Raw genomic sequence first — 21,496 nt, 5'->3', positions numbered from 1 at the left:
TCATCTCATTTCGCGGTTGAATTCGATCGCGGTCGCCATCTCCTGTTTGGCGAACGTGGTCGCCACGATCTTCGCGGGATCATCCACACGGTGGTCCAGACGCAGGAAACCTAATGGATCGTTTTCCATGGAAGATGCGGCGCGGTGGGCGGCTTCCATGCATTCGCGGCTAAGGCCGAAGTGCTCGTTGCGGGATCCTCAGGCCAGCACCGGCACGGCGAGTCCGGCGCGGACGAGGAGAGGCTCGAGTTCCGGATCGCGGCCCATGAAGCGGCGGTAGAGTTCGTCCGGGGCGACGGAGTTCCCCTTGCTGAGGATGTGCTCGCGGAAGGCCATGCCGGTCTCGGGATTGAGAACGCCCTCCTGTTGGAAGCGGGTGAAGGCGTCGGCGTCGAGAACTTCCGCCCACTTGTAGGAATAATAGCCCGCGGCGTAGCCGGTGGGGCTGCTGAAGAGGTGGCTGAAGCGCCGCATCATCGAGGGCGACTGGGTCTTGAGCGGCGCGAGGTAGTCGGCCAGGACCTCGCGGTCCACGGCGTCGAGGTCTTTCCCGAGGAAATCCGCCAGGCGGGTGTGGAGCTCGAGATCGAGCTTGGCGAGGGCGAGCTGGCGCATGAAGGCGGAGGCGCTGAGGTAGTTTTTCGCGGCGATCATTTTCATGAAAAGAGCCTCCGGGATCGCCCCGCCGGTCTCGAAGTGGCGCGCGAAGAGATCGAGCGACTCGCGGTCCCAACAGAAATTCTCCATGATCTGCGAGGGCAGCTCGACGAAATCCCACGGCACGTTCGTGCCGGACAGGGATTTGACGTCTACCTGGCTGAGCAAGCCGTGGAGCAGGTGGCCGAACTCGTGGAAAATCGTCTCGACCTCGCTGTGGGTCAGGAGCGCGGGCTTGCCGTCCACCGGCGGGCTCATGTTGCCGATGATCAGTCCGAGGTGCGGCTCGCCGGGCGCGCCGGTGTGCAGCGAGTTCATCCACGCGCCGCCGCGCTTCGACTCGCGCGGGTGCCAGTCGGCGTAGAACGAGCCGAGGTGGGCGGCGGTTTTCGAGTCGTGGATCTCGTAGAAGGCGCACTCCGGATGCCAGACTTCCACGACGCCCTCCGGCAGCGTGGCGGGTCCGCCGCCGGGTTGATAGAAGACGGTCTTGAGCTGGCGGATGGTGATGCCGAAAAGCCGCGAGGCGATTTCAAACATGCCGGCCATCACGCCGTCCACCGGGAAATAAGGGCGCAGCGCCTCTTCGTCGAAGTCGTAGTTCTCCTGGCGTTGTTTCTCCGCCCAGTAGGCGGTTTCCCACGGCTCGAGCGGGCCGACGGGCTGGCCGGATTTCGCGGCCTTGTATTGGGCGAGCTGTTTGTGCTCTGCCAGAAACGACGGATGAATGCGGGCGTGGAGATTCTCGATGAAGCCGAGCGCGGTGCCGCCGTCTTTCGCCATGCGGCGGAGTAGCGTTAGATCGGCGAAATGCTCGTGGCCGAGGATGCCGGCCTTTTCGTGGCGGAGGCTGAGGATCTGCCAGACAAGCGTGGTGTTGTCGAACTCGCCGGCGGCCCCGACTTTCGAGGACGCCTCCCAGACCTGGCGGCGGATCGCGTCGTCGTGCAGGTGCTGCATGATCGGGAACATCGACGGGAACTGGAGGGTGAAACGCCAGGCCGGCGTCTCGTGGCCCTTGGCGCGGGCGTTAGAGGCCGCGCCGGCGATGGCGGACTCCGGCAGACCGGCGAGCTTCGCCTCGTCGGTGATGACGAGCTCCCAAGCGTTGGTCGAGTCGAGGACGTGCTCGGAATACTCCTTGGTGATCTTGGAAAGCTCGGCCTCGATGGCGGCGATGCGTTCTTTTTGAGCGGCGGGCAGATCGGCTCCGGAGTTGCGGAAGTCCGCCAGGGTTTCCTCGACGAAACGCCGCTGGACCGCGGGCAGCATGGCGATTTCCGCGCTGCCACCCACCGCCTTGATCACCGCCCACAAGCGGTCGTTGAGGGCGAGCGACGAATAGAAATCGGTGACCTCCGGCAGCATCTTGCCGAGTGCCTCGCGCTGGGCGGGCGAGTCGCAGACCGAGTCGAGGTGATTGAGGCGGCCCCAGCCGTCATTGAGCTGCTCGGCGGCGTTTTCGAAGGCGAGAAAGGTGGATTCATAGGTCGCCGCCGCGTGATCCTGCGCGCAGATCGCCTCGATGTTTTGCTTCGCGAGAGCAAGCGCGTGGCGGATGTCCGGCTCGACGGCTTCGGGAACAAGCGTGGACCAACGGATTTGGAAATCGGGAGCGAGGAACGGGTGCATGGGTGAAATCAGGGTTATCCAGGATCGCGCATCCTGTCAAAATTTACTTCCCGGCTAGCCTCGCAGGACATGATTTTTCAGTCATGCTGCATGTGAACTGGGTCATTGCACGCCCGGCGCAAACCGGGTTGACTTCATCCAGCTATCACCATGCCAGCCAAGAAGAAATCCCCTCCCCGGAAAGGCACGGTCCTTTTCATTCCCGAAAAGATCGCCCCGCTCGTCCACGTGCTTCGCCATGAAAAGGTCCTGCTGGATTCCGATCTCGCGGAGCTTTATGGGGTGACTACAGGTAACTTGAACAAAGCGGTTCAGCGCAATCTCGCCCGCTTCCCGGACGACTTCATGTTCCAACTCACTGAAGACGAGATGGAAATCTTGATATCGCAAATTGCGACCTCAAAATCCACAGGACCCAACTTGATATTCCAATCTGGAAGAGCAAGTTCACACGGTGGTCGCCGTACCCTCCCCTACGCCTTCACCGAGGAAGGCGTCGCGATGCTTTCCAGCGTCCTCCGCTCGCCCCGCGCCGTGGAGGTGAACATCGCCATCATGCGCACCTTCGTCCAACTCCGCCGCCTGATGGACTCCAATGCCCTACTCGCCGAAAAGATCCAGTCGCTCGAAGCGAAATACGCCGATCACGACCAGCAGTTCCAACTCGTCTTCGACGCCATCCGGCAGCTCATCGCTGCGGATGCCGCGCCGAAACGCGAGATGGGATTTCACGCGGATTCCTAAACACTGCGCCGGCCTTGCATCGCGCGCATCAGCGTGAGCTCGTCCGCGTGCTCGAGGCCGCCGCCCGCGGGCAGGCCTTGGGCGATGCGGGTGAGTCGGCAATTCCGGCCGCGCAGCAGTTCTGCCAGGTAGTTCGCTGTCGCCTCGCCTTCCACATCGGAGCCGAGCGCGAGGATGACCTCGATTTCCTCCGGCGCGGCCTCGATCCGCCGGACCAGCGGCGGGATGCGCAAGTCCTCGGGCGACACCCGGTCGAGCGGCGAGAGCTTGCCGCCGAGGCAATGGTAGCGGCCGCGGAACGCGCCGGAGCGCTCGAGCGGCAGGACGTCGGTCGCCTGCTCGACGACGCAAAGAATCTTGTCGTCGCGCGCCGGGTCGTCGCAGACATCGCAGCCGGCTTCGGTCGCGAAGAACCCGCAAACCGGGCAGGGCCGGACCATCTCCTTCGCCGCTAACAAAGCCCCGGCGAGCATTGCCGGATCGGCTTTCGGGCTTTGCAGGAGCCACACCGCGATGCGCTCGGCGCTGCGCGGACCGATCCCCGGCAGGCGCTTGAGTTCGCCCACCAGTGCCTTGACGGGCTCCGGAAAATCAACGCGCTTCATTGGTTTGTTTTTTCAGATAAATCTACCGGTTCGTCGCAGGCCATCCGGTGGTTTCCCGCGTAAATCAAGGCGCAGACTCCGGACCAGATCACGGCGATGAAGGGCGCGGCGATGTCAGGCGCGTGCGCTGCCAGCGCCAGCACCGGAGCCCACGCCGCGACCAGAGCCGCCGTGGTGATCCACAACACGACACGTCGCCAGCTGGCGGCCACGCTGAGGATCGCGGAGGCCAGCCCGAAGGTTAACAAAACCACCGCCAGCCACACCGCCCACTCGGGCAGGGCCTTGGGGAAACCTGCCGGTTTCCCCTGCGACATCCACTTCCCGATCGCCAGGTCCACGCGGTCCAGAATGTGGAGCGCGCTCAGCCCCACGGCGAGCAGGATGGAGAGCGAACCGATGACGGCGGCCGGGACTAACACGTGACCTTCCGGCCGAGGATGTGAGGATTTTCCCATGGTCACTTTTTCCGCATGAAACTCTCCTCGTAGGGCGGCTCTGCGGCGAGCACGCGATCAACGGTCAGCACTGGTTGGATGACGCCTTCCTCCAACGGAAAGCGCATGGTGCCCGCGACTTTCACCCAGCCGTTTTCGGGAAACTCCGGCGGCGTCTTGCCGAACTCGAGGACGATCGGGATTGCCCGGCTGTCGGCGGCGCAGCAGGTGATGAACAAGCGGTAGAGGCGCTTACGCGAGCCGTGCGGATTGCGGACCTTCTCGTCCATCCAGCGGCCTTCGGTTTCCACCTTGAGGCCGTCGAGCAGGCCTTGCATCTCGCGGTCGCCGCTGGAGAAAAACAACTCCATCAGGTTGAACTCGAGAAATCCGTCCGGTGTCTTGCGGTGGCTTTTCTCGATCTCCTCACGGGTCAGCGCGGGCAACGACGAGGCGAGAAACGGCAAGGAAACCGCCGAGGGCGCGTCGTAGAGGCCCTTTCGCGAGAGGGCTGCGGCGGAGTATTCGTCCTTGGTCCAGACGACTGATAGAACAACCGGCACGATCATCAGCAGCACCGCGGTGACCGGGTGCATGTCGCCGCTTTCGTGGTCGTGCGGGTCCTCCTCGCCGCTGTGGTCGTGGCAGCAACCGGCCTGTTGCCCCGCGGTGAGCAGGTTGAAAAGCCCGAGCACCGCAAGCCCCAGTCCGCCCGCGAAGGAAATGATCCGGAAGTCCGGCGCGAGGTATTTGGTGATCCGCCCGCTGCCGTAGAAATATAACAGCACCGCGCTCCAAACGAGCACCGCGAGGGAAAACAGGATGCGCCGGTTCCGGGGATTCATTTCGCTGCGAACACGAGTTGTTGCCAGTAGATCGAAATCCCGCCGATGGCGAGAAAGAGGCCGATGGCGAGAAGGACGATGAACCGCTTGCGCAGCACCGTTTGATAGAGGAAGAGCAGCTTCACGTCCATCATCGGGCCGAAGGTGAGGAAGGCGAGTTTCGCGCCCCATGAGAATTTATCCAGAGTCGCGGCGATGAACGCGTCCGAGGTGCTGCACAGGCTGAGAATGAACGCGAGGGCCATCAGCGCCGCCGGCGCGGCGGTCGGGTTCTTCGCGAGGCTGTCGAGCCATTGCGCGCCGGGCGCGATGCCGGTGTTGAAGAGCGCGGTGATCGACACGCCGATGGCGAAATAGACGGCGACATCGACGAAGTCCTTCATCGCCGAGCGGAAGGCGGCGACCAAGCGGTTGTCCTCCGCGGGCTCGTCGTGCGAATGATCGTGGCCGCAGCAGGAATGATCGTGGGCGGCTTTTGCCTCGTCCTTCTCCAGGCTCTCTACCAGCTTCGCCTTCAGCACCGAGGCGAGCGGGAGTTTCGAAACGATGATTCCCACGGCCACCGCGATGAGGAAACCCAGCAGGAGCCGCGAGCTGGTCATCATCGCCGCGCCCTGGCCTTGGAAGGCTTTCCAGGTGCTCAGCGCGGTGATGGGATTCACGATCGGCGCGGCGAGCATGTAGGTGAGCGCGCAGGAGACGGGCAGGCCTTTTTTCACCAGCCGCCGGATGACCGGCACCACCGCGCATTCGCAAACGGGGAACACCGCGCCTAGCAGCCCGGCAGTCAGCACCGCGAAAAATTTGTTTCTCGGCAGAAAGCGGTCCATGATCCCCGCCGGCAGGTAAATGTCGATGAATCCGCTGATCAGCGTGCCCAGCAAAATGAACGGCACGCCTTCGAAGAGGATGCTCAGGAAGGCGAGCGCAAAGTCCTGTTGGGAATCGGGCGACATCGGCGCAAGCAAACGCCGCCCGGGCACCCGTGTCAACCGGCAGGCGTTGCGTCACCGGACTTCAATGCGCCGGGCCTTGGTGCTCTTGGATGTATTCCTGCTTGAGGCCGAGCGCCTCGGGGGCGTGGAGCACGAGCATTTTCATCCGCACGTCCTTGGGCACGGTGGAGCGGGTGGCCTTGGAGACGACGACCATGAGGAGAATCGCCAGCGGCACCGTCCAGATCGCGGGTTGCTCGCAGAGGATGCGGAGCAGCGGATGGGCGGCCCAGAAATCATTGAGCGGGGCGAAGCCGGAGAAGACCTTGCCCATCGCGCCCTTGTCGAGCGAGAGGTTGCTGACGTTCGTCGCGGTGGCCGCGAAGAGCGCGCAAAGCCCGCCGGTCAGCATCCCGGCGGCGGCGCCCTTCATGGTCATGCCGCGCCACCAGACGCTCATGAACAGCAGCGGGAAATAACTCGCGGCGGCGATGGCGAAGGCCTGGCCGACCATGAAGTTGATTTCCAACGGCTCGACGAAGCAGCCGAGGACCACGGAAATACTGCCGATGAGGACGGCGCACCATTTGAACATCCTCATGCGCTGGCCGGGCGTGGAGTTAGGGCGGAGCATCCGCCCGTAAACGTCGTGGGCGAGCGCGCCGGTCATGGAAACCAGCAGGCCGGAGAAGGTGCTCATGAAGGCGGCGAAGGCGCCCGCGCAAGTGATGCCGCTGAGGATCGAGCCGAGAATTCCGTATTTCTGCGAGATCAGGGTGGGAAGGCGGAGGACCACGGCGTCGGTGCCCTTGACGCCGGCGAGTCCGGTGTAGAGTTCGGGCATCAGGTTTCTACCCAGCACGCCGAAGACCGGCGGGAAAACATAGAACACGCCGATGAGGATCATCACCCACATGGTGGTCTTCTTGGCGGCGATACCGTCCGGATTCGTATAGAAGCGGACGAGGATGTGCGGCAGACCGGCCGTGCCGCAGACGAGCGCGACGATGAGCGAGAAGGTGTAGATGAGCGAGAAGGGCTTCTCGTTTTTCGCGAGGAACGACGCGCGCTCCTCGACCGGAAGCGCGGCGGCGGCGGACTTCACGGCCTTGGTGGTGAGCGGGCCGAAGGGCGCGAGCCAGGCGTCGTCCTTGGGCGCTTTTTCCGGCAGCGCCTTGCGTTGCATTTCAGCCGGATCGGCGGGCTGGACGATGGCGGGCCGCGCGGCGGATTGGTTCAGCGAGAGATTTTTCCCGTAGCCGCCATAGACGGATAGCAGGACGAAAACGGGCGCGGAAATGGCAAACATCTTGATCCAATACTGGACCGCCTGGATCAGGGTGATGCCCTTCATCCCGCCGAGCGCCACATTCAGCGTGATGACCGCGCCGACGACGACAACGCCGACCCAATACGGCAGGCCTGGCAGAATGTAGGAAAGCGCCGTGCCCGCGCCTTTCATCTGCGGCATGGTGTAGAAGAAGCCGATGAAGAGCACGAAGCACACCGCGATGCGGCGGAACAAGGGAGAGTCGAAACGGCCCTCGGCGAAATCCGGGATCGTGTAAGCGCCGAATCTACGGAGAGGTCCGGCGATGAAGAGCAGCAGGAACAAATAGCCGCACGCATAACAGACCGGATACCAAAGCGCGTCGTAGCCGGAGGACATCACCATCCCGGCGATGCCCATGAAGCTCGCGGCGCTGAGGTATTCGCCCGAGATCGCGGACGCGTTCCAACCGACCGAGACCGAGCGGCCGGCGACGAAGAAGTCCGAGGCGGACTTGGAGCCCTTCGAGGAACGGAAGCCCATCCACAGCGTGACGGCGACGGTGACGCCGGCGAAGGCGAGAATCCAGGGATCAATTTGGGAGAAATTCACGGGTCAAAAAATGTCAGGATTGGCGCTTGTTGCCCTCGGCCGCGTTGACGACCTCGGCGTCTTCCAAGGCCATCGAGCGGGTGATGAAGATGCGGGCGATGATCCAGACGTATGGGAAAAACAACACGCCCAGCACCAGCCAGCTCACGGTGAAGCCGCCGACACGGCGCGCCATGAGTTCCGGCGCGAAGTAGTTGAGCAGCGGCATTCCGAACAACAGCAGCAGAAACGCCGCGGCACACGAGATGGAGAGTTTGAGCTGGTGCTTCATCAAACCGTGGAGGAATTCCTCACTGTGGATGAAATCGGTTTCTTCGGGCGGGGTTTGAGGCATCGGGTAAAATGGCGGCAGGGTTGGATCGGCAAACGAAAGGCAAGAGAACAGAAACCCACGGGCCATGCGTCAAGAACCATTTCCCGCCGGCAAGCGCTCCCACCAGAGCCATTTCATCTGAAAGAGGCGCGAGCAGCCGCACAGGCCGCTGTCCTGCGGACTGAGGCTCACGCTCTTGAGTCGGCGGCGCACGAGTTTGCCGTGACCTTTGTCCCAGGGCGCTTGATGACCCCAGCGTTCCTTCCAATCCCGGGCGAGCCGGCGCAGACAGATGAGATGGCTCTGATTTCCGCTGGCAAATATTGAAAGCGCGGTCTTTACCGATGGCGTATTCCGCTTCACTAATGGTCGCCGATTCGCGCCACGACGCGTGCTTTCAAGGTTTCACCGCCCGATTCATTTCATCCCAGCAAAACACACACATGACAACTGAAGCCAAGTGCCCGTTCCTCCACGCCGCCGGTCGTGGCCCGTCCAACCGCGACTGGTGGCCCAACCAGCTGAACCTGAAAATCCTCCACCAGCACTCCTCGCGGTCCGATCCGATGGGCGGGGATTTCAACTACGCCGAGGAGTTCAAGAGCCTCGACCTCGATGCCTTGAAAAAGGATCTCGTCGCGCTGATGACCGACTCGCAGGACTGGTGGCCGGCGGACTTCGGCCACTACGGCGGCCTGTTCATCCGCATGGCGTGGCACAGCGCGGGCACCTACCGCACCGGTGACGGCCGCGGCGGTGCGGGCACCGGCAGCCAGCGCTTCGCCCCGCTTAACAGCTGGCCCGACAACGTCAACCTCGACAAGGCGCGCCGCCTGCTCTGGCCGATCAAACAGAAATACGGCCGGAAAATCTCCTGGGCCGACCTGATGATCCTGACCGGCAACGTCGCCCTCGAATCGATGGGCTTCAAAACCTTCGGCTTCGGCGGCGGGCGCGAGGACATCTGGGAACCGGAAGAAGACATCTACTGGGGCTCCGAGGGCAAGTGGCTCGACGACCAGCGCTACTCCGGCGACCGCGACCTCGAAAACCCGCTCGCCGCCGTGCAGATGGGCCTGATTTATGTGAATCCAGAAGGCCCTAACGGCAACCCCGACCCGATCGCGTCGGCACGCGACATCCGCGAGACCTTCGGCCGCATGGCGATGAACGACGAGGAAACGGTGGCACTCATCGCCGGTGGCCACACCTTCGGTAAAACGCACGGCGCGGGAGACGCGGCACTGGTCGGTCCCGACCCGGAAGCCGCCGGCCTTGAGCAACAAGGTCTCGGCTGGAAGAGCAGCTTCGGCACCGGCAAGGGCGGCGACGCGATCGGCTCCGGCCTCGAAGTCACCTGGACCACTACGCCCACCCGGTGGAGCAACAACTACTTTGAAAACCTCTTCGGCTACGAATGGGAGCTCACCAAAAGCCCGGCGGGCGCGAACCAGTGGCGGCCGAAAAACGGCGCGGGCGAAGGCACCGTCCCGCACGCCCACGACGCGACCAAGCGGATCGCGCCCTCCATGCTGACCTCCGACCTCGCACTGCGCTTCGACCCTGCTTATGAGAAAATTTCACGGCGCTTCTTCGAGAATCCGGACCAGTTCGCCGACGCCTTCGCCCGCGCCTGGTTCAAGCTCACCCACCGCGACATGGGCCCGCGCCCGCGCTATCTCGGGCCCGAGGTTCCTGCGGAGGAACTCATCTGGCAGGATCCCATCCCCGCGGTCGATCACCCGCTGATCGACGCGCAGGACATCGTCTCCCTGAAAGGCGAAATCCTCGCTTCCGGGCTTGGCGTTTCCGACCTGGTGACCACCGCCTGGGCGTCCGCGTCCACGTTCCGCGGCTCCGACATGCGCGGCGGTGCGAACGGCGCGCGCATCCGACTGGCCCCGCAGAAATTCTGGGCCGTCAACCAGTCCGGCCAACTCGGCAAGGTGCTCGAAACCTTGGAGGGCGTCCAAAGCGCGTTCAACAACGCCCAGTCCGGCGGGAAAAAAGTATCACTGGCCGACCTCATCGTTCTGGCCGGTTGCGCCGGCGTCGAGCAGGCCGCGAAAAACGCAGGTCACGCGGTCACCGTCCCCTTCACCCCGGGCCGGATGGACGCCTCGCAGGTGCAAACCGACGTCGACTCGTTCTCGGTGCTCGAGCCCGTCGCAGACGGATTCCGCAACTACCTCAAGACGAAATTCTCGGTCTCAGCCGAGGAGCTGCTGGTGGATCGCGCGCAATTGCTCACGCTCACCGCACCGGAAATGACCGTGCTCGTCGGCGGCCTGCGCGTCCTCGACACCAATGCCGGAAATTCCCGGCACGGAGTCTTCACCAAGCAACCCGAAGCCCTGACCAACGACTTCTTCCTGAACCTGTTGGACATGGATACCGAGTGGAAGGCTGTCTCAAAGGACGAGGATGTCTTCGAAGGCCGCGACCGCAAGACCGGCGAACTCAAGTGGACCGGCACCCGCGTCGATCTGCTGTTCGGTTCCAACTCCCAGCTTCGCGCCCTCGCGGAGGTTTACGCCACGTCCGACTCGCAGGCCAAGTTCCTCCGCGACTTCGTGGCCGCATGGGACAAGGTGATGAACCTCGACCGCTTCGACCTCGCGTAACCGCCTGCCAATGAAAAAGGGCTGCCTGACCTTGAAGTCAGGCAGCCCTTTTTGTTGGAATCCTATCAGCGGGTTGCCTTTTCCTCTTTCCCGATGAAGGCATAAATCAACGCGCCGATGACCGCGCCGACGATGGGAGCCACCCAGAACAACCACAGTTGCGAGACCGCCCAGCCGCCTTGAAATACCGCCACGCCGGTGCTGCGCGCCGGATTGACGGAGGTGTTTGTCACGGGGATGCTGATCAAGTGGATCAACGTGAGGCCGAGCCCGATGGCGACCGGCGCGAGTCCCTTCGGAGCGCGGCTGTCAGTGGCTCCGAGAATGATCAGGATGAACATCATGGTCATCACGATTTCCGTCACCAAGGCGGCGACCATGGAATATCCTCCGGGGGAGTGCTCGCCAAAGCCGTTCGACGCGAAGCCGCCCGCCGTGGCGTCGAAGCCCGCTTTTCCGCTCGCGATGATGTAGAGGACGGCCGCTCCGGCGATGCCGCCGAGAACCTGCGAGATGACATAGCCCGGCAGCTGGCTGGCGGGGAAACGCCCGCCCACGCAGAGCCCGACCGAGACGGCGGGGTTCAAGTGGCAACCGGAGATGTGGCCGATCGCAAACGCCATCGTCAACACGGTGAGCCCGAAGGCGAGGGAAACGCCCAACAGGCCGATGCCCACGTCGGGAAACGCGGCCGCCAGCACGGCGCTGCCACAGCCTCCAAGAACCAGCCAGAATGTCCCGATAAACTCTGCAGTGTATTTTCTCATGATGGTATTTGACGAAGCCCAAACAATTGATGGATCCCCGATTTGAAATCTCATCAAACCATGGGATTCTCATGAAACCGCGGTGGAGTAAATCAAAAAGATCCTGCCCGAGGCAGGCTCTACTTACCGGGATTGGTCAGCGATGAATCTCATCGGCGGGCGGGGGCCTTTCTGGCCGAGGCGATTTCCACGATCAGCCGGTGCAGGACGAGCCGGTGGTCGAGGCCCGTGGTGACGAGCGCCTGGTCGGCCTTGAGGGTGGCTTCCATGACGTGCTGGAGGCCGGCGAGCTCGAAGTTTTTCGCGTTGTCGGCGGCGAGGAAGATCGGGAAAACGTTCACGCCGGAGCCGTCCTTTTTCTGCGGCAGCCAGGCGCGGTCGGCTTCGGGCAGGCGGTTGAGGCCGCCGGCGAAGGCGGGGTAGTTGCCGGTCGGGACCTTGAATTTCTCGATGATCAGCTTGGCCATGAACAGGTTTCTCACCACGCCGATGATCGAGGCGCGCATGATGCCGATGGCGGATTCGTCGGCTTCGAGCTGCTGGTCGATGAGCTGGATGGCGCGGGCGGCGTTGCCTAACTGGATCGCCTTGCCGATTTCGAAAACCACCGCCGCGCGGCTGAGCGGGACGAGCACGCGGACGTCGTCCTCGGTGATCTCGCGGCGCTCCGGACCGAGGTAGAGGTCGAGTTTTTCCAGCTCGTTGCCGATTTGCTGGGATTGCTCGCCGGCGAGCATGACGAAGAGCGCCATGGCGTCGCGGTCGAAAGTGAGGCCGAGTTCGCGGGCGCGCTTGGTGACGAGCGAGGCGACCTGGCCCTGCCAGTCGTCTCGGCTGGTGTCGATGCGGTCGTGGACCTGGACGTCGGCGGCTTTTTCGATGAATTTCCAGAACCCCCGGCGCTTGTCCACGCCTTGGGCGGTCAGGAGGAATTTCACGCCGTCCGGGATGCCTTTTTCGAGAGTGGCGCGGAGGCTTTCGACGCCGGCTTCGGTGCGTTGGGAGCGGCCGGTGACGTTGTCGGCGAGGAAATTCGCGTTGCGCAGCCAGACCACCTTGTCGCCGCCGAACATCGGGATGGTCAGCAGCGCCTGGATCGTGGAGGAGCAGATTTCGTAGGCGGACTCGGAGTTGTCGGCGATGCCGTCGATGGTCTCGTGGGTGAAACCGTCGTCCACGCCGTTGGTGAGCTGGTTATAGAGGAGGAGCGCCTTTTCGCGGACGAGGCCCTCGTCGCTGCCGACGACCGCGAAAAAATTTCCGGCGTTCTGGGGAGATGTCTTTGCTTTCGCGGCCACGGAAGTTTCCTAAAGAGATGCGGCGGGCGGCGCAAGCGCGGGGGTGGGTCTAAAGTTTCCCAAGTTCTTCCAGATCGATCCGGTCTTTGGGGCGGCCGGAAGCCGCTTTGTTTCGCATCAGATCGTCCTTGCCGATGAATTTCATGTTAATCCGGCCTATCTCGACCTCGATTTTCCGCTCGAAACACTCGTTGAAACTCACCCCGTCGATGCCAGTGAGAACTTGAATTTTCCTCGGCTCGCGCCCGATTTCGACGACGAAGTCCTTTTCCAGGAAATCCCCGAGCGTGAGGCCGATATCGCCGAAACCAAATTTCTCGAACACGCGCAGGATTTTACCGGCGTTTCCGGTGCTGATTTCCACGAAAAAATCAATGTCTCCCGTGTATCTCGGGAATCCATGCAAGCCCACCGCGTAGCCGCCGACGATGAGGTAATCAACCTTCTCCGCTTCGAGTAATTCGATAAACCCGAGGAAATCCTGATTGAGCTGGTCCATCTTTTTGATTGGTTTGGCAAATCACGGCCATGGCGCTGAGACGCTCCGTGTAGTTACGGTTTTTCCAAGGATTCTCCCGGCCGCGGAAGTCTTTGAGGGATCTCTTGATGACTGACTTTTCCATGGAAATGACGACTTTCGTAGGGGAAGAATCTCAGTTTGAGAGCCAGCCCGCCAGATCAAATCAACGGTTCGGCGGAATCTCCCAGTTTCTCGGTCTTTTTCCTCTCCCGGGCTTCGCGGAAGAAACTCTGGAGCAAATAAAGGCATTCCTCGCCGAGCACGCCGGGCGTGACGTCGCAGCGGTGGTTGAGCGGGGGATTGGCTTCGAGCAGGTTGATCCAGCTGCCGGCGGCTCCGGCCTTCGGGTCCGGGCAGCCGAAAACCACGCGCTCCGGCCGGCAATGGACGATCGCTCCGGCGCACATCGGGCAGGGTTCCTTGGTGACATAGAGCGTGCATTTTTCCAACCGCCAGTCGCCGAGCGCTTCCTGCGCGGCGGTCAGCGCGAGCATTTCCGCGTGGGCGGTGGCGTCCTTGAGCGTTTCCACCTGGTTCCAGGCGCGGGAAATGATCCGCCCCTCGCGCACGACCACGGCGCCGACCGGGACTTCCTCGGCGGCATAGGCCTTGCGGGCCTCGCGCAGCGCCTGGCCCATGAAGTAAATGTCGCTGTGCAAATCAATGATCGGGGCTTCGTCTTCCACGCCCGATGGGTAACGGATGCCGCCACGGCACGCACGTTGTTTCATCCGCCGCGGAAATTTTTCCGTGTCTGGCGGGTCGATCCGTGGTTCGTATCGGCTCTGTGATTCCGAAAAATTTCCATGACCGCGTCATCGCCCCGTCGCTGCTGGCGGCGGATTTTTCCTGCATCCGCGATGAAGTCAGCCGCGCGATCCACGCCGGCGCGGACTGGATGCATCTGGACGTGATGGACGGGCACTTCGTGGAAAACATTTCCTTCGGCCCGGCGGTCGTCCAGGCGGTGCATGAGTCGAATGACATTTTCCTCGATGTCCATCTCATGATTTCGCGGCCGGACCGCTATTTGCAGCAATTCATCGCCGCCGGCTCGGACCTGATCACCGTCCACGTGGAGGCGGAACACGACGTGGCGGAAACCCTGCGCCGCATCCGCGAGGCGGGCTGCCTGGTAGGGCTCGCGCTCAATCCCGCCACGCCGGTCAGCGCGGTGGAACCGTTCCTCGGCGAGATCGATTTGCTCCTCTGCATGACGGTCGTCCCCGGCTTCGGCGGACAGGCGTTCATGCCGGAGGTGCTGGAGAAAATCACCGCCGCCGCGCGCCTTCGCGAGGCGAAGGGGCTTTCCTATCACATCGAGGTCGATGGCGGCATCGACGCCGTCACCGCCGCCCGCTGCTACACCGCGGGGGCCAACGTGATGGTTGCGGGCTCCTCCACCTTCCGCGCGCCGGACATGGCCGCCGCGGTCACCCGCATTCGCAACGCTTGAGTTTCTATTATTGCTAGGAAATTGCTTGTGGGGTGAAGGCCGTTGAAAGAGCCGGTGGCCGGACCGGCCTGCCTGTCGTCTTGTCCGCCGTCTTGTCCGCCGTCTTGTCCGCCATAGCCTCCGGCGACGGTGGAAGCTTTAGCGAAGGAGGAAGCCTTCTTGGCCTTCGTAGCTTCAGCGAAGTAGGCGGCGTAGACTGGAGGGCGGGGAAAAGGGGATTGGGTCCGAAATGACCGAGACATGATCGAAGCCCAAATCCCTAGCAACAGCACACGGGCCGGCGATCCACCGGGTTTCAGTCCACCGGGCTTCGGTCTAGCAGGTTAAGGGCTCGTTCACGGGAGGTCATGTTTCGTGGAATGTGGCGTGAATCTGACAGACAATGAATCGTAGCCGAGTTGGCGTTCGTATCCGGCGGTTTTCTCGATCCGCTCGGTGGCGGAAAGCACGGAGATGGTGGCGACTCGCTGGGTGAGTTTCAGCAACAAGGTCCTGAGAAGCAACCGCGCGTGGAGAGCGCCGAGACACAGATGCGGGCCGAAGCCGAATGACAGGTGCGGATTCGGTTTGCGGTCGAGACGCAGCTCGCCGGGTGAGTCGAAAACGGACTCGTCTTGATTCGCGGACGCCCAGCACAGCGAAACGCGGCCACCGGCTTTGACGTTGACGCCGTGGACATCGGTCGCCACCGGACAAACGCGGCCGATGTGCGTGAGCGGCATGAAAACCCGGAAGAACTCCTCGCTTGCCAGGACGATGCGCGCCGGATTCTCCCGCAGGTATTCCAAGGCCTCCGGGTGTTCGGATAGATAGGCGGTCACCGACGAGATCGAATGGATGATCGTGTCCCGCCCGCCGGCGAATGTCAGGTTTGCGAACCCCATCATTTCCTCGCGACTGAGCGGCCGGCCACGGAACGTCGCGCGGGTGAGGGCGCTGAAGAAATCGTCGCCGGGATTGGCGGCGGCCTCATCGAATTTCGCGTGGAGATAAGCTTCGAGCGAGGATTCCTTCCTTTCCCCGGAATCGCCGTCGTGAAACACATGAATGCCCCAGCCAATCCAGATTTCCGCTTCGGATTCCGGAACGTCGAGCAAATAGGTCAACGCACGCGACTGCAAGGGCAGCGCGAACCCGCGCACGATCTCGACCGAGTCGCGGGCCATGGCGTCTATCAGCAACTCATCGATCAAATCCCCGATCCGCGCGACGACCTCCGGGTCCTTCGGCCGCTTGAAAAACGGCTCCACGATCGCACGGTAGTCGGTGTGCTCCGGCGGATTGGTTTCGATCGGCAACTGCCGCATGGTCCTAACATCCTCCTCCGAAGGGATGGGCACGCGGAACGGCGCGTCGGAACTGAAGGTCATCCAGTCCTTCGCCGCACGGCGCACCGCTTCGTGGCGAAGGATCATCGGCACGCTTTCACCTTGGAATTCGCACTCCAGGATGCCGTTTTCCTGACGTTTCCCCTGGAAGGGATCGGGAATGGGATTCATCGTTTTCGTCCGGTTAGGTCACGCTTGAAGCTCCCATCCCTGTCTCCGCGGCATGCGGATCAATGCGGCGGCTTCCGGGCGGTTGGTGGCGATGCCCGCGGCGGCGTCCCATTCGATCTTGCCGCCGAGTTGGATCGCGAGGTTGCCCAGGTGGGTGAGTTCGGTGAGGGCGGTGGCGTAGGCGAAGCCGGAGGAAACCGGACCTTCACCCTTGCAGGCGGCGACCCAGACCGCTTCGTGGCTGCCGCGCGTTTCGGGCATGGTGGCGGGTGCTTTGCCCGCTTCTTCCTTCAAGGTGGCCGGGTGCAGGGCGAGGTTGCCGGATGGATAGGTGCCGTGACTGATCATGCCGCGCGTGCCGATGAACAACGCGCCGCCTTGGTCGTCGCCGACCTTCTGGCCTTTTGCCAGTTCCTCGACTTCGGCGGGGCGTTCGCCGGAATACCAATCGAGCTCCATCGCGGGAAATTTGCCGCGTGCGGGGAATTGGTAACGGACGTGCGCTTTGTCCGGGTGGATGAATTCATTGGCTCCATCGATCGAGAGGCGTTCGATAGACGAGGGTTTTCCGAGGTCGAGCGCGTTGCAGGCGGCGTCGAGCGTGTGGACGCCACGGTCGCCCATCATGCCGCAGCCGAAATCCCACCAAGCGCGCCAGCGGGCCGGGTGATAGGTGGGATGATAGGGGCGCTCCTTGGCATGGCCGAGCCAGAGATCCCAATCGAGCGTGTCGGGGACGACTGGGGTTTCGGCGGGTGGTCGGTCGGTGAGAGTGGACCAGTAAGCGTTGCCGAAGGGGCGGTAATTGAGCGAACACCAGGCAACCACGCGCCGCACTTCCCCGATCACGCCGCCACGCACCCAGTCGGCGACCCGGCGCATGCCCGCCGACGAGTGATGCTGGTTGCCCATCACAGCGACGCAGCCTTTGGCCTCGGCGGCGGCCCGTGCCAGCAAACGGGCTTCATGGATGTCGTGGGTGAGAGGTTTCTGGCAATACACGTGCTTGCCGGCCTTGAGCGCGGCGAGGACGATGGACGCGTGGGTGTGGTCCGGGGTGGCGATCATCACCGCCTCGATCTCCGGTTGCTTTTCGAGCATTTCGCGAAAATCACGCCAGCGCTTGGCATCCGGAAACTTTTTGAAAGCACCGCCGGCGTGGCGTTCGTCCACATCGCAGAGCGCGACGATGTCCTCGCCGGCGAGGTTGGTCATGTTGTTGAGGCCCATGCCGCCGACGCCGATGCCGGCGATGCGCAGTTTGCGCCCCGTCGGAGCGCCTTGGGCCTGGAAGCCTTGGCTGGCGATCACGGTGGCCAGTGAGGTCTGAAGAAACGTGCGGCGGGATTGGTTCATGTGCGGGTCGCCTTTTTGAGGATTTCATCCTACCCAACCGACACCGGCGAGCGGCTTGCACAATCCACTCATTCTTGTGTAAAATCCCGGCATGAAATCCAAATCCACGGCGGACGCCTTCTTCCGGCAGATCGGGTCACTCCAACAAATCGTGCGCCTGTTCGACCTGATGCCCGACGTTTCGTTTTTCATGAAGGACCGCGAGGCCCGGTTTGTGGCGCTCAACCGCCTCGGATGCGAATTCTGCCACGTGAAATCCGAGCGCGAGGCACTGGGGAAATCCGATCGCGATTTCTTCCCGGCCGAACGGGCGGAGGAATATCTGGCCGATGACCGCGAAGTGATGGAATCGGGATTGCCAAAGCTCAACCGCATTGAACTCGCTCCCGAGCGCGAGGGATCGCCCCACCTCGTCATCACTCACAAGATTCCCCTGCGTGACGCGGACGGCCGCGTCATCGGCCTGGCGGGGTTTTCCCGCAGAATCGACAATCTGCGCAACGCTCCCGCCACGATGAGGAAACTGGCCGCCACCGTGGCAAGACTGCACGACGAGTTCGCGGAACCCCTCACCACCGCGCAACTCGCCCAACAGGCGGGCCTTTCCATCAGCCAGTTCGAACGGAATTTCCGCAAGGCCTTCGGCACCAGTCCGCACCAATATCTTGTGGGCATCCGGGTGGAACACGCCTGCCGTCTGCTCATCGAAACCGACGATACGGTGACTGCCGTGGCACAACTCTGTGGGTTCTATGATCACGCCCACTTCACTCGTTCCTTCGCCTCGGTGATGGGCACGAGTCCATCAGGCTACCGCCGGGACCACCAGCAACCGGCTTTGGAACAGCCACTTGATTGATGCCGTGCATTATCATGCCATCGTTACTACTGCAAGGAATTTGCTTTCTGCGGAAGGCCCCTGAAAGAGCCAATGCGTCGGCCCGGAGCCGGAGGGCGGGGAAATGGGGGGGGGGCAACGGCCTTCACCCCAAAAGCAAATCCCTGGCATTTCTTGAGCACCCGATTCCATTCCTCGCGGTCTCCGCCCGGGCGGGGCTTGATTCTCAACGGTTTTGCCCGCTCCGGGCCCCGCGGCACAGCTCCGCCCGCAGGTGTTCCCCCACCTCCCGGCGGCCGTCCGCACGCGCATCCCTCCTGTGCCCGGAAAACCATCGGAAATCAGGACAAGTAGCTTTGAAAATAATTCTTGCGTGTTTCGCGGGAGTGGGTAGTTTGCCTCTGACCGACGCGGAACACTGCTTTTCCAACCGCGCCAAACCCTGCCCCAAACCCTGAATTTGAGCCTCTAAAACCCATGCCCCGTCATCTCACATCCATGCCCGGACACCGGACACCGGATCAGGGGCCTCACCTCAAAAGCAATCTCCCAGCAAAAAAAACAAACAAACAAACAACCAAACAACCAGCCAACCAAAAAATCGCAATGAAAACATCAAATCGAGACCACCCGATCAGAAACACCCTCAAGCACCTCGCCCTCGCCGGCGCCTTTGCACTTGGCGCGGGAAGCGCGCAGGCACAAATTATTGAGGTCGGCGGCGCAGGCGCCATTGGCGTCACCCCCCTGACCACCGCGCAAGTGCCCGCCACACCGGGGGGCTTTGCGGTGAAAGGCAGAGAGAACGGCGAAGCCGCTCTTGCCAAGGATTTACTAACTACCGTCGCCGATGGGGATGTGATCCTCACCATCAACCACACCTACCATTTTGAGGAAGGTTATGATTTCGGCTCGGCCGTTTTGGTAATCAACGGTGGTGTTCAGACTGCCATCTCTATCACTAACGGCTATGAGAGTGAGCCCGGCGGTACCGGTGTTTGGTGGGCGCCTCAAGGCTGGTGGAGCAATACTCCGAAAACCGTGACAAGCGTGATGAACTTCGGCAACTGGCCCGCAGGAACCGCTATTTCTGTCTTATTCACGGGCAACTGGGACGGAGGTGTAACTGAAGGCCCCCCGGCCTGGGTCATCAACACCGTCAATGTGACCGATGGGGGAGCCAACGTACTCGAAAACACCAATTTCGCGATCGACGGCGCGTCCGGGTGGAGTCAATACGATTTTTGGAATCCGGACCCGCCGGAATACCAATGGCAACAACTGATTCCTAACTCGAAGTTCGAAATCAATGCCGACACTCTCGCAGCGGACCAATATTCTTTGCCCTCGGGGCTGGGCACGGTGATTGATCTCAACAACGCCAAGCTTTCGGTCGTGCTTCTTTCCGGAGACCTTGATCCGGGCGATACGTTCGCCCTCTTCGACCTTTCCTCGACCACCCTCACGGGAGCTATTGCCAGCATCAGCCTGCCTATCGGAACCTGGGACACCACGAATCTCGCGGTGGATGGAACGATCACTTACTCGGGCCCGCCACCTACCCCGGAATGTCCATTGGGCGTCTTGCAGCTGACTGCCAATGGCGGGATCAATCCCGCCACGGGCCTTGCCTGGGCGGTGGGGGATACCTACCGCCTCGCCTTCGTCACCAGCAGCGCAACGCCCGTTTCGTCCACCGACATTACGACTTACAACACGTTCGTCCAAGGTGTCGCTGCTGCCAGCACGACATTCCCTAACCTCGGAGACGGGACTTGGAATGTTCTGGGCTGCACAGCGGCCGTGAACGCGAGAGTCAACACCGGAACCGACTCGGGGTTTGGAGAGTCCGTCATACTGATGGACGGCACGACGGTTTGGGCCAACAACAGGGCGGATATTTGGAATGGAATCCCCGAGCGAGCGCCCGGCCAATGGCTTGCTCCCTATATGAACGAAAATGGCGTTGACGTGGGCAATGTCGGCGTCTTCACGGGAATGACAAACGGGGGGGACGCATCTGATCCTCTTGGCAACGGAGCTGTCCAATATGGAAACACAGGCGGTGGGGGGGATAACGACGACTGGACGATGGTTTTCAACTCTTCGGGCTCCGGGCGCGTCTACGCCCTCTCGGCGCCGATTACGCTTGTAGCCGCCACCGTTTCCACCGATGATTTCACCAGTTGGGCCACCACCAACGGTGCCACCGGCCAAACCGCGGATCAGGACCACGACAACGACGGCGTGGAAAACGGCGTGGAATACTTCATGGGACAAACCGGTTCCTCGTTCACCGCCATGAACGGCCTGGATGCAACCAACACGATCATCTGGCCGGCGAGTGCGACCTACGAAGGCACCTATGAGGTCCAAACCTCGCCCGACCTCGTCACCTGGACGAATGTGAGTCCGAAGCCCGTGCCCTCGGGCGGAAACCTGAGCTACACCCTGCCAACCGGCGAGGACAAGCTGTTCCTCCGCCTGCTCGTGACGCCGGCACCATGAGCCGGGCCGACACCTGAATAACTAAACCGAAAGGCCGGGAGTTTAACACTCCCGGCCTTTCGCACATTGGAGGCGGTTTCCAACCGCCATGCCCATCCACCTGGAAAGGAATTCATTGTCTTGCCGCTGGAGCGTGCGATTTTCAGGCGCAACCCATGCCGTGCGTAAGATCCTTCCAACGATCCGCCAAACCACTCCCATGAAAAACCCAAGCCACCCGGGCATCGGCGCCTGCAACAGTGTCGTCATTCGCGCCGGTGCTATCGCCGCATGGCTCGCTTTGGTTCCTTCATCCGCGCCCGCCGCCACGCTCAACAAGGCCAACAACACCACCGACCTCAATCTCCCCGCAAGCTGGCTGACCACCACCGCGCCGGGCCCCGCCGACATCGCCCAGTGGACGTCCACCGTGACCGCCGCCAACAGCACGTTGTTGGGCTCGGACCTGGCCTGGGCCGGGATCAAAATCGTCAGCCCCGGCGGCTTGGTGACCCTCGGCGCGGGCAACACCCTGACAGTCGGCGCGTCCGGCATCGACCTCAGCACCGCGACGCAAAATCTAACTCTCAGTTGCGGGCTG

19 protein-coding genes and 1 pseudogene are annotated in these 21,496 nt (G+C 62.3%); 6 read left to right on the top strand and 14 right to left on the bottom strand.

Features of this window, described 5'->3' with window-relative positions; all coding sequences use genetic code 11:
* Together AC4DF4_RS04515 and AC4DF4_RS04510 are read right to left on the bottom strand one after the other, a co-directional pair.
* The gene (locus AC4DF4_RS04515) at positions 1 to 159 is read right to left on the bottom strand and encodes a hypothetical protein (RefSeq protein WP_490046922.1); all 159 of its coding nucleotides are present in this window, start codon (positions 157 to 159) and stop codon (positions 1 to 3) included.
* 39 nt (positions 160 to 198) lie between these two features.
* On the bottom strand, positions 199 to 2,289 hold the full coding sequence (locus AC4DF4_RS04510) for a M3 family metallopeptidase (RefSeq protein WP_490046921.1): 2,091 nt from the start codon (positions 2,287 to 2,289) through the stop codon (positions 199 to 201).
* Between the two features lie 150 nt (positions 2,290 to 2,439).
* Here AC4DF4_RS04510 and AC4DF4_RS04505 point away from each other — a divergent pair, with 150 nt between their 5' ends.
* On the top strand, positions 2,440 to 3,033 hold the full coding sequence (locus AC4DF4_RS04505) for an ORF6N domain-containing protein (RefSeq protein WP_490046920.1): 594 nt from the start codon (positions 2,440 to 2,442) through the stop codon (positions 3,031 to 3,033).
* Here AC4DF4_RS04505 and recR read toward each other — a convergent pair.
* From recR to AC4DF4_RS04475, 6 genes are all read right to left on the bottom strand, one after another.
* The gene (gene recR / locus AC4DF4_RS04500) at positions 3,030 to 3,638 is read right to left on the bottom strand and encodes a recombination mediator RecR (protein WP_490046919.1); all 609 of its coding nucleotides are present in this window, start codon (positions 3,636 to 3,638) and stop codon (positions 3,030 to 3,032) included. The genes AC4DF4_RS04505 and recR overlap by 4 nt on opposite strands.
* A complete protein-coding gene (locus tag AC4DF4_RS04495; RefSeq protein WP_490046918.1) occupies positions 3,635 to 4,096 on the bottom strand; it encodes a hypothetical protein in 462 nt (153 codons plus the stop codon). Before AC4DF4_RS04495 ends, recR begins: the two co-directional genes overlap by 4 nt.
* A gap of 2 nt (positions 4,097 to 4,098) precedes the next feature.
* Positions 4,099 to 4,920 carry a DUF1980 domain-containing protein gene (locus AC4DF4_RS04490; protein ID WP_490046917.1) on the bottom strand — a complete coding sequence of 274 codons (822 nt, stop codon included), beginning with the start codon at positions 4,918 to 4,920 and terminating at the stop codon, positions 4,099 to 4,101.
* The gene (locus AC4DF4_RS04485; RefSeq protein WP_490046916.1) at positions 4,917 to 5,876 is read right to left on the bottom strand and encodes a permease; all 960 of its coding nucleotides are present in this window, start codon (positions 5,874 to 5,876) and stop codon (positions 4,917 to 4,919) included. The genes AC4DF4_RS04490 and AC4DF4_RS04485 overlap by 4 nt, the downstream gene beginning before the upstream one ends.
* Positions 5,877 to 5,937: 61 nt before the next feature.
* Positions 5,938 to 7,737, bottom strand: coding sequence for a solute symporter family protein (locus tag AC4DF4_RS04480; RefSeq protein WP_490046915.1), 1,800 nt, complete (start codon positions 7,735 to 7,737; stop codon positions 5,938 to 5,940).
* Between the two features lie 13 nt (positions 7,738 to 7,750).
* Complete coding sequence (locus AC4DF4_RS04475; protein ID WP_490046914.1) at positions 7,751 to 8,071, bottom strand: DUF485 domain-containing protein; 321 nt, start codon at positions 8,069 to 8,071, stop codon at positions 7,751 to 7,753.
* Between the two features lie 422 nt (positions 8,072 to 8,493).
* Between AC4DF4_RS04475 and katG the strand changes: the two genes are divergently transcribed.
* On the top strand, positions 8,494 to 10,674 hold the full coding sequence (gene katG, locus AC4DF4_RS04470) for a catalase/peroxidase HPI (RefSeq protein WP_490046913.1): 2,181 nt from the start codon (positions 8,494 to 8,496) through the stop codon (positions 10,672 to 10,674).
* 65 nt (positions 10,675 to 10,739) lie between these two features.
* Here the strand turns inward: katG and aqpZ are convergent, their stop codons facing one another.
* The 4 genes from aqpZ to tadA form a co-directional block, all read right to left on the bottom strand.
* Positions 10,740 to 11,495, bottom strand: coding sequence for an aquaporin Z (aqpZ, locus tag AC4DF4_RS04465; RefSeq protein WP_490046912.1), 756 nt, complete (start codon positions 11,493 to 11,495; stop codon positions 10,740 to 10,742).
* A gap of 95 nt (positions 11,496 to 11,590) precedes the next feature.
* Complete coding sequence (holA, locus tag AC4DF4_RS04460) at positions 11,591 to 12,739, bottom strand: DNA polymerase III subunit delta (protein WP_490046911.1); 1,149 nt, start codon at positions 12,737 to 12,739, stop codon at positions 11,591 to 11,593.
* Between the two features lie 49 nt (positions 12,740 to 12,788).
* Positions 12,789 to 13,238 carry a nucleotidyltransferase gene (locus AC4DF4_RS04455; RefSeq protein WP_490046910.1) on the bottom strand — a complete coding sequence of 150 codons (450 nt, stop codon included), beginning with the start codon at positions 13,236 to 13,238 and terminating at the stop codon, positions 12,789 to 12,791.
* A 179-nt stretch (positions 13,239 to 13,417) separates the two neighbouring features.
* Positions 13,418 to 13,918 (bottom strand): tRNA adenosine(34) deaminase TadA, encoded by a 501-nt coding sequence (gene tadA, locus AC4DF4_RS04450; RefSeq protein WP_490046935.1) that lies wholly within the window; start codon positions 13,916 to 13,918, stop codon positions 13,418 to 13,420.
* A gap of 128 nt (positions 13,919 to 14,046) precedes the next feature.
* Here tadA and rpe point away from each other — a divergent pair, with 128 nt between their 5' ends.
* Positions 14,047 to 14,715, top strand: coding sequence for a ribulose-phosphate 3-epimerase (gene rpe, locus AC4DF4_RS04445; protein WP_490046909.1), 669 nt, complete (start codon positions 14,047 to 14,049; stop codon positions 14,713 to 14,715).
* A gap of 335 nt (positions 14,716 to 15,050) precedes the next feature.
* Here the strand turns inward: rpe and AC4DF4_RS04440 are convergent, their stop codons facing one another.
* Together AC4DF4_RS04440 and AC4DF4_RS04435 are read right to left on the bottom strand one after the other, a co-directional pair.
* Positions 15,051 to 16,214 carry a cytochrome P450 gene (locus AC4DF4_RS04440; protein ID WP_490046908.1) on the bottom strand — a complete coding sequence of 388 codons (1,164 nt, stop codon included), beginning with the start codon at positions 16,212 to 16,214 and terminating at the stop codon, positions 15,051 to 15,053.
* 18 nt (positions 16,215 to 16,232) lie between these two features.
* Positions 16,233 to 17,570: a Gfo/Idh/MocA family protein gene (locus AC4DF4_RS04435; protein ID WP_490046907.1), complete on the bottom strand. Its 1,338-nt coding sequence runs from the start codon at positions 17,568 to 17,570 to the stop codon at positions 16,233 to 16,235.
* Between the two features lie 91 nt (positions 17,571 to 17,661).
* Between AC4DF4_RS04435 and AC4DF4_RS04430 the strand changes: the two genes are divergently transcribed.
* The 3 genes and pseudogenes from AC4DF4_RS04430 to AC4DF4_RS04420 form a co-directional block, all read left to right on the top strand.
* Positions 17,662 to 18,429: a PAS domain-containing protein gene (locus AC4DF4_RS04430; RefSeq protein WP_490046906.1), complete on the top strand. Its 768-nt coding sequence runs from the start codon at positions 17,662 to 17,664 to the stop codon at positions 18,427 to 18,429.
* 456 nt (positions 18,430 to 18,885) lie between these two features.
* On the top strand, positions 18,886 to 20,916 hold the full coding sequence (locus AC4DF4_RS04425) for a hypothetical protein (protein WP_490046905.1): 2,031 nt from the start codon (positions 18,886 to 18,888) through the stop codon (positions 20,914 to 20,916).
* Between the two features lie 199 nt (positions 20,917 to 21,115).
* Positions 21,116 to 21,496 (top strand): annotated as a pseudogene (locus AC4DF4_RS04420) (hypothetical protein); the annotation flags it as partial.

The sequence above is a fragment of the Luteolibacter sp. genome (assembly GCF_058122085.1).
Note: the sequence above shows the minus strand (reverse complement) of the source record. Positions and strands in the feature narration are given on the sequence as shown.

Excerpts from the sequence above, each read along its gene's own strand:
- AC4DF4_RS04515 (WP_490046922.1), bottom strand. The coding sequence starts at position 159 with ATGGAAGCCGCCCACCGCGCCGCATCTTCCATGGAAAACGATCCATTA.
- AC4DF4_RS04510 (WP_490046921.1), bottom strand. The coding sequence starts at position 2,289 with ATGCACCCGTTCCTCGCTCCCGATTTCCAAATCCGTTGGTCCACGCTT.
- AC4DF4_RS04505 (WP_490046920.1), top strand. The coding sequence starts at position 2,440 with ATGCCAGCCAAGAAGAAATCCCCTCCCCGGAAAGGCACGGTCCTTTTC.
- recR (WP_490046919.1), bottom strand. The coding sequence starts at position 3,638 with ATGAAGCGCGTTGATTTTCCGGAGCCCGTCAAGGCACTGGTGGGCGAA.
- AC4DF4_RS04495 (WP_490046918.1), bottom strand. The coding sequence starts at position 4,096 with ATGGGAAAATCCTCACATCCTCGGCCGGAAGGTCACGTGTTAGTCCCG.
- AC4DF4_RS04490 (WP_490046917.1), bottom strand. The coding sequence starts at position 4,920 with ATGAATCCCCGGAACCGGCGCATCCTGTTTTCCCTCGCGGTGCTCGTT.
- AC4DF4_RS04485 (WP_490046916.1), bottom strand. The coding sequence starts at position 5,876 with ATGTCGCCCGATTCCCAACAGGACTTTGCGCTCGCCTTCCTGAGCATC.
- AC4DF4_RS04475 (WP_490046914.1), bottom strand. The coding sequence starts at position 8,071 with ATGCCTCAAACCCCGCCCGAAGAAACCGATTTCATCCACAGTGAGGAA.
- katG (WP_490046913.1), top strand. The coding sequence starts at position 8,494 with ATGACAACTGAAGCCAAGTGCCCGTTCCTCCACGCCGCCGGTCGTGGC.
- aqpZ (WP_490046912.1), bottom strand. The coding sequence starts at position 11,495 with ATGAGATTTCAAATCGGGGATCCATCAATTGTTTGGGCTTCGTCAAAT.
- AC4DF4_RS04455 (WP_490046910.1), bottom strand. The coding sequence starts at position 13,238 with ATGGACCAGCTCAATCAGGATTTCCTCGGGTTTATCGAATTACTCGAA.
- AC4DF4_RS04440 (WP_490046908.1), bottom strand. The coding sequence starts at position 16,214 with ATGAATCCCATTCCCGATCCCTTCCAGGGGAAACGTCAGGAAAACGGC.
- AC4DF4_RS04435 (WP_490046907.1), bottom strand. The coding sequence starts at position 17,570 with ATGAACCAATCCCGCCGCACGTTTCTTCAGACCTCACTGGCCACCGTG.
- AC4DF4_RS04430 (WP_490046906.1), top strand. The coding sequence starts at position 17,662 with ATGAAATCCAAATCCACGGCGGACGCCTTCTTCCGGCAGATCGGGTCA.
- AC4DF4_RS04425 (WP_490046905.1), top strand. The coding sequence starts at position 18,886 with ATGCCCCGTCATCTCACATCCATGCCCGGACACCGGACACCGGATCAG.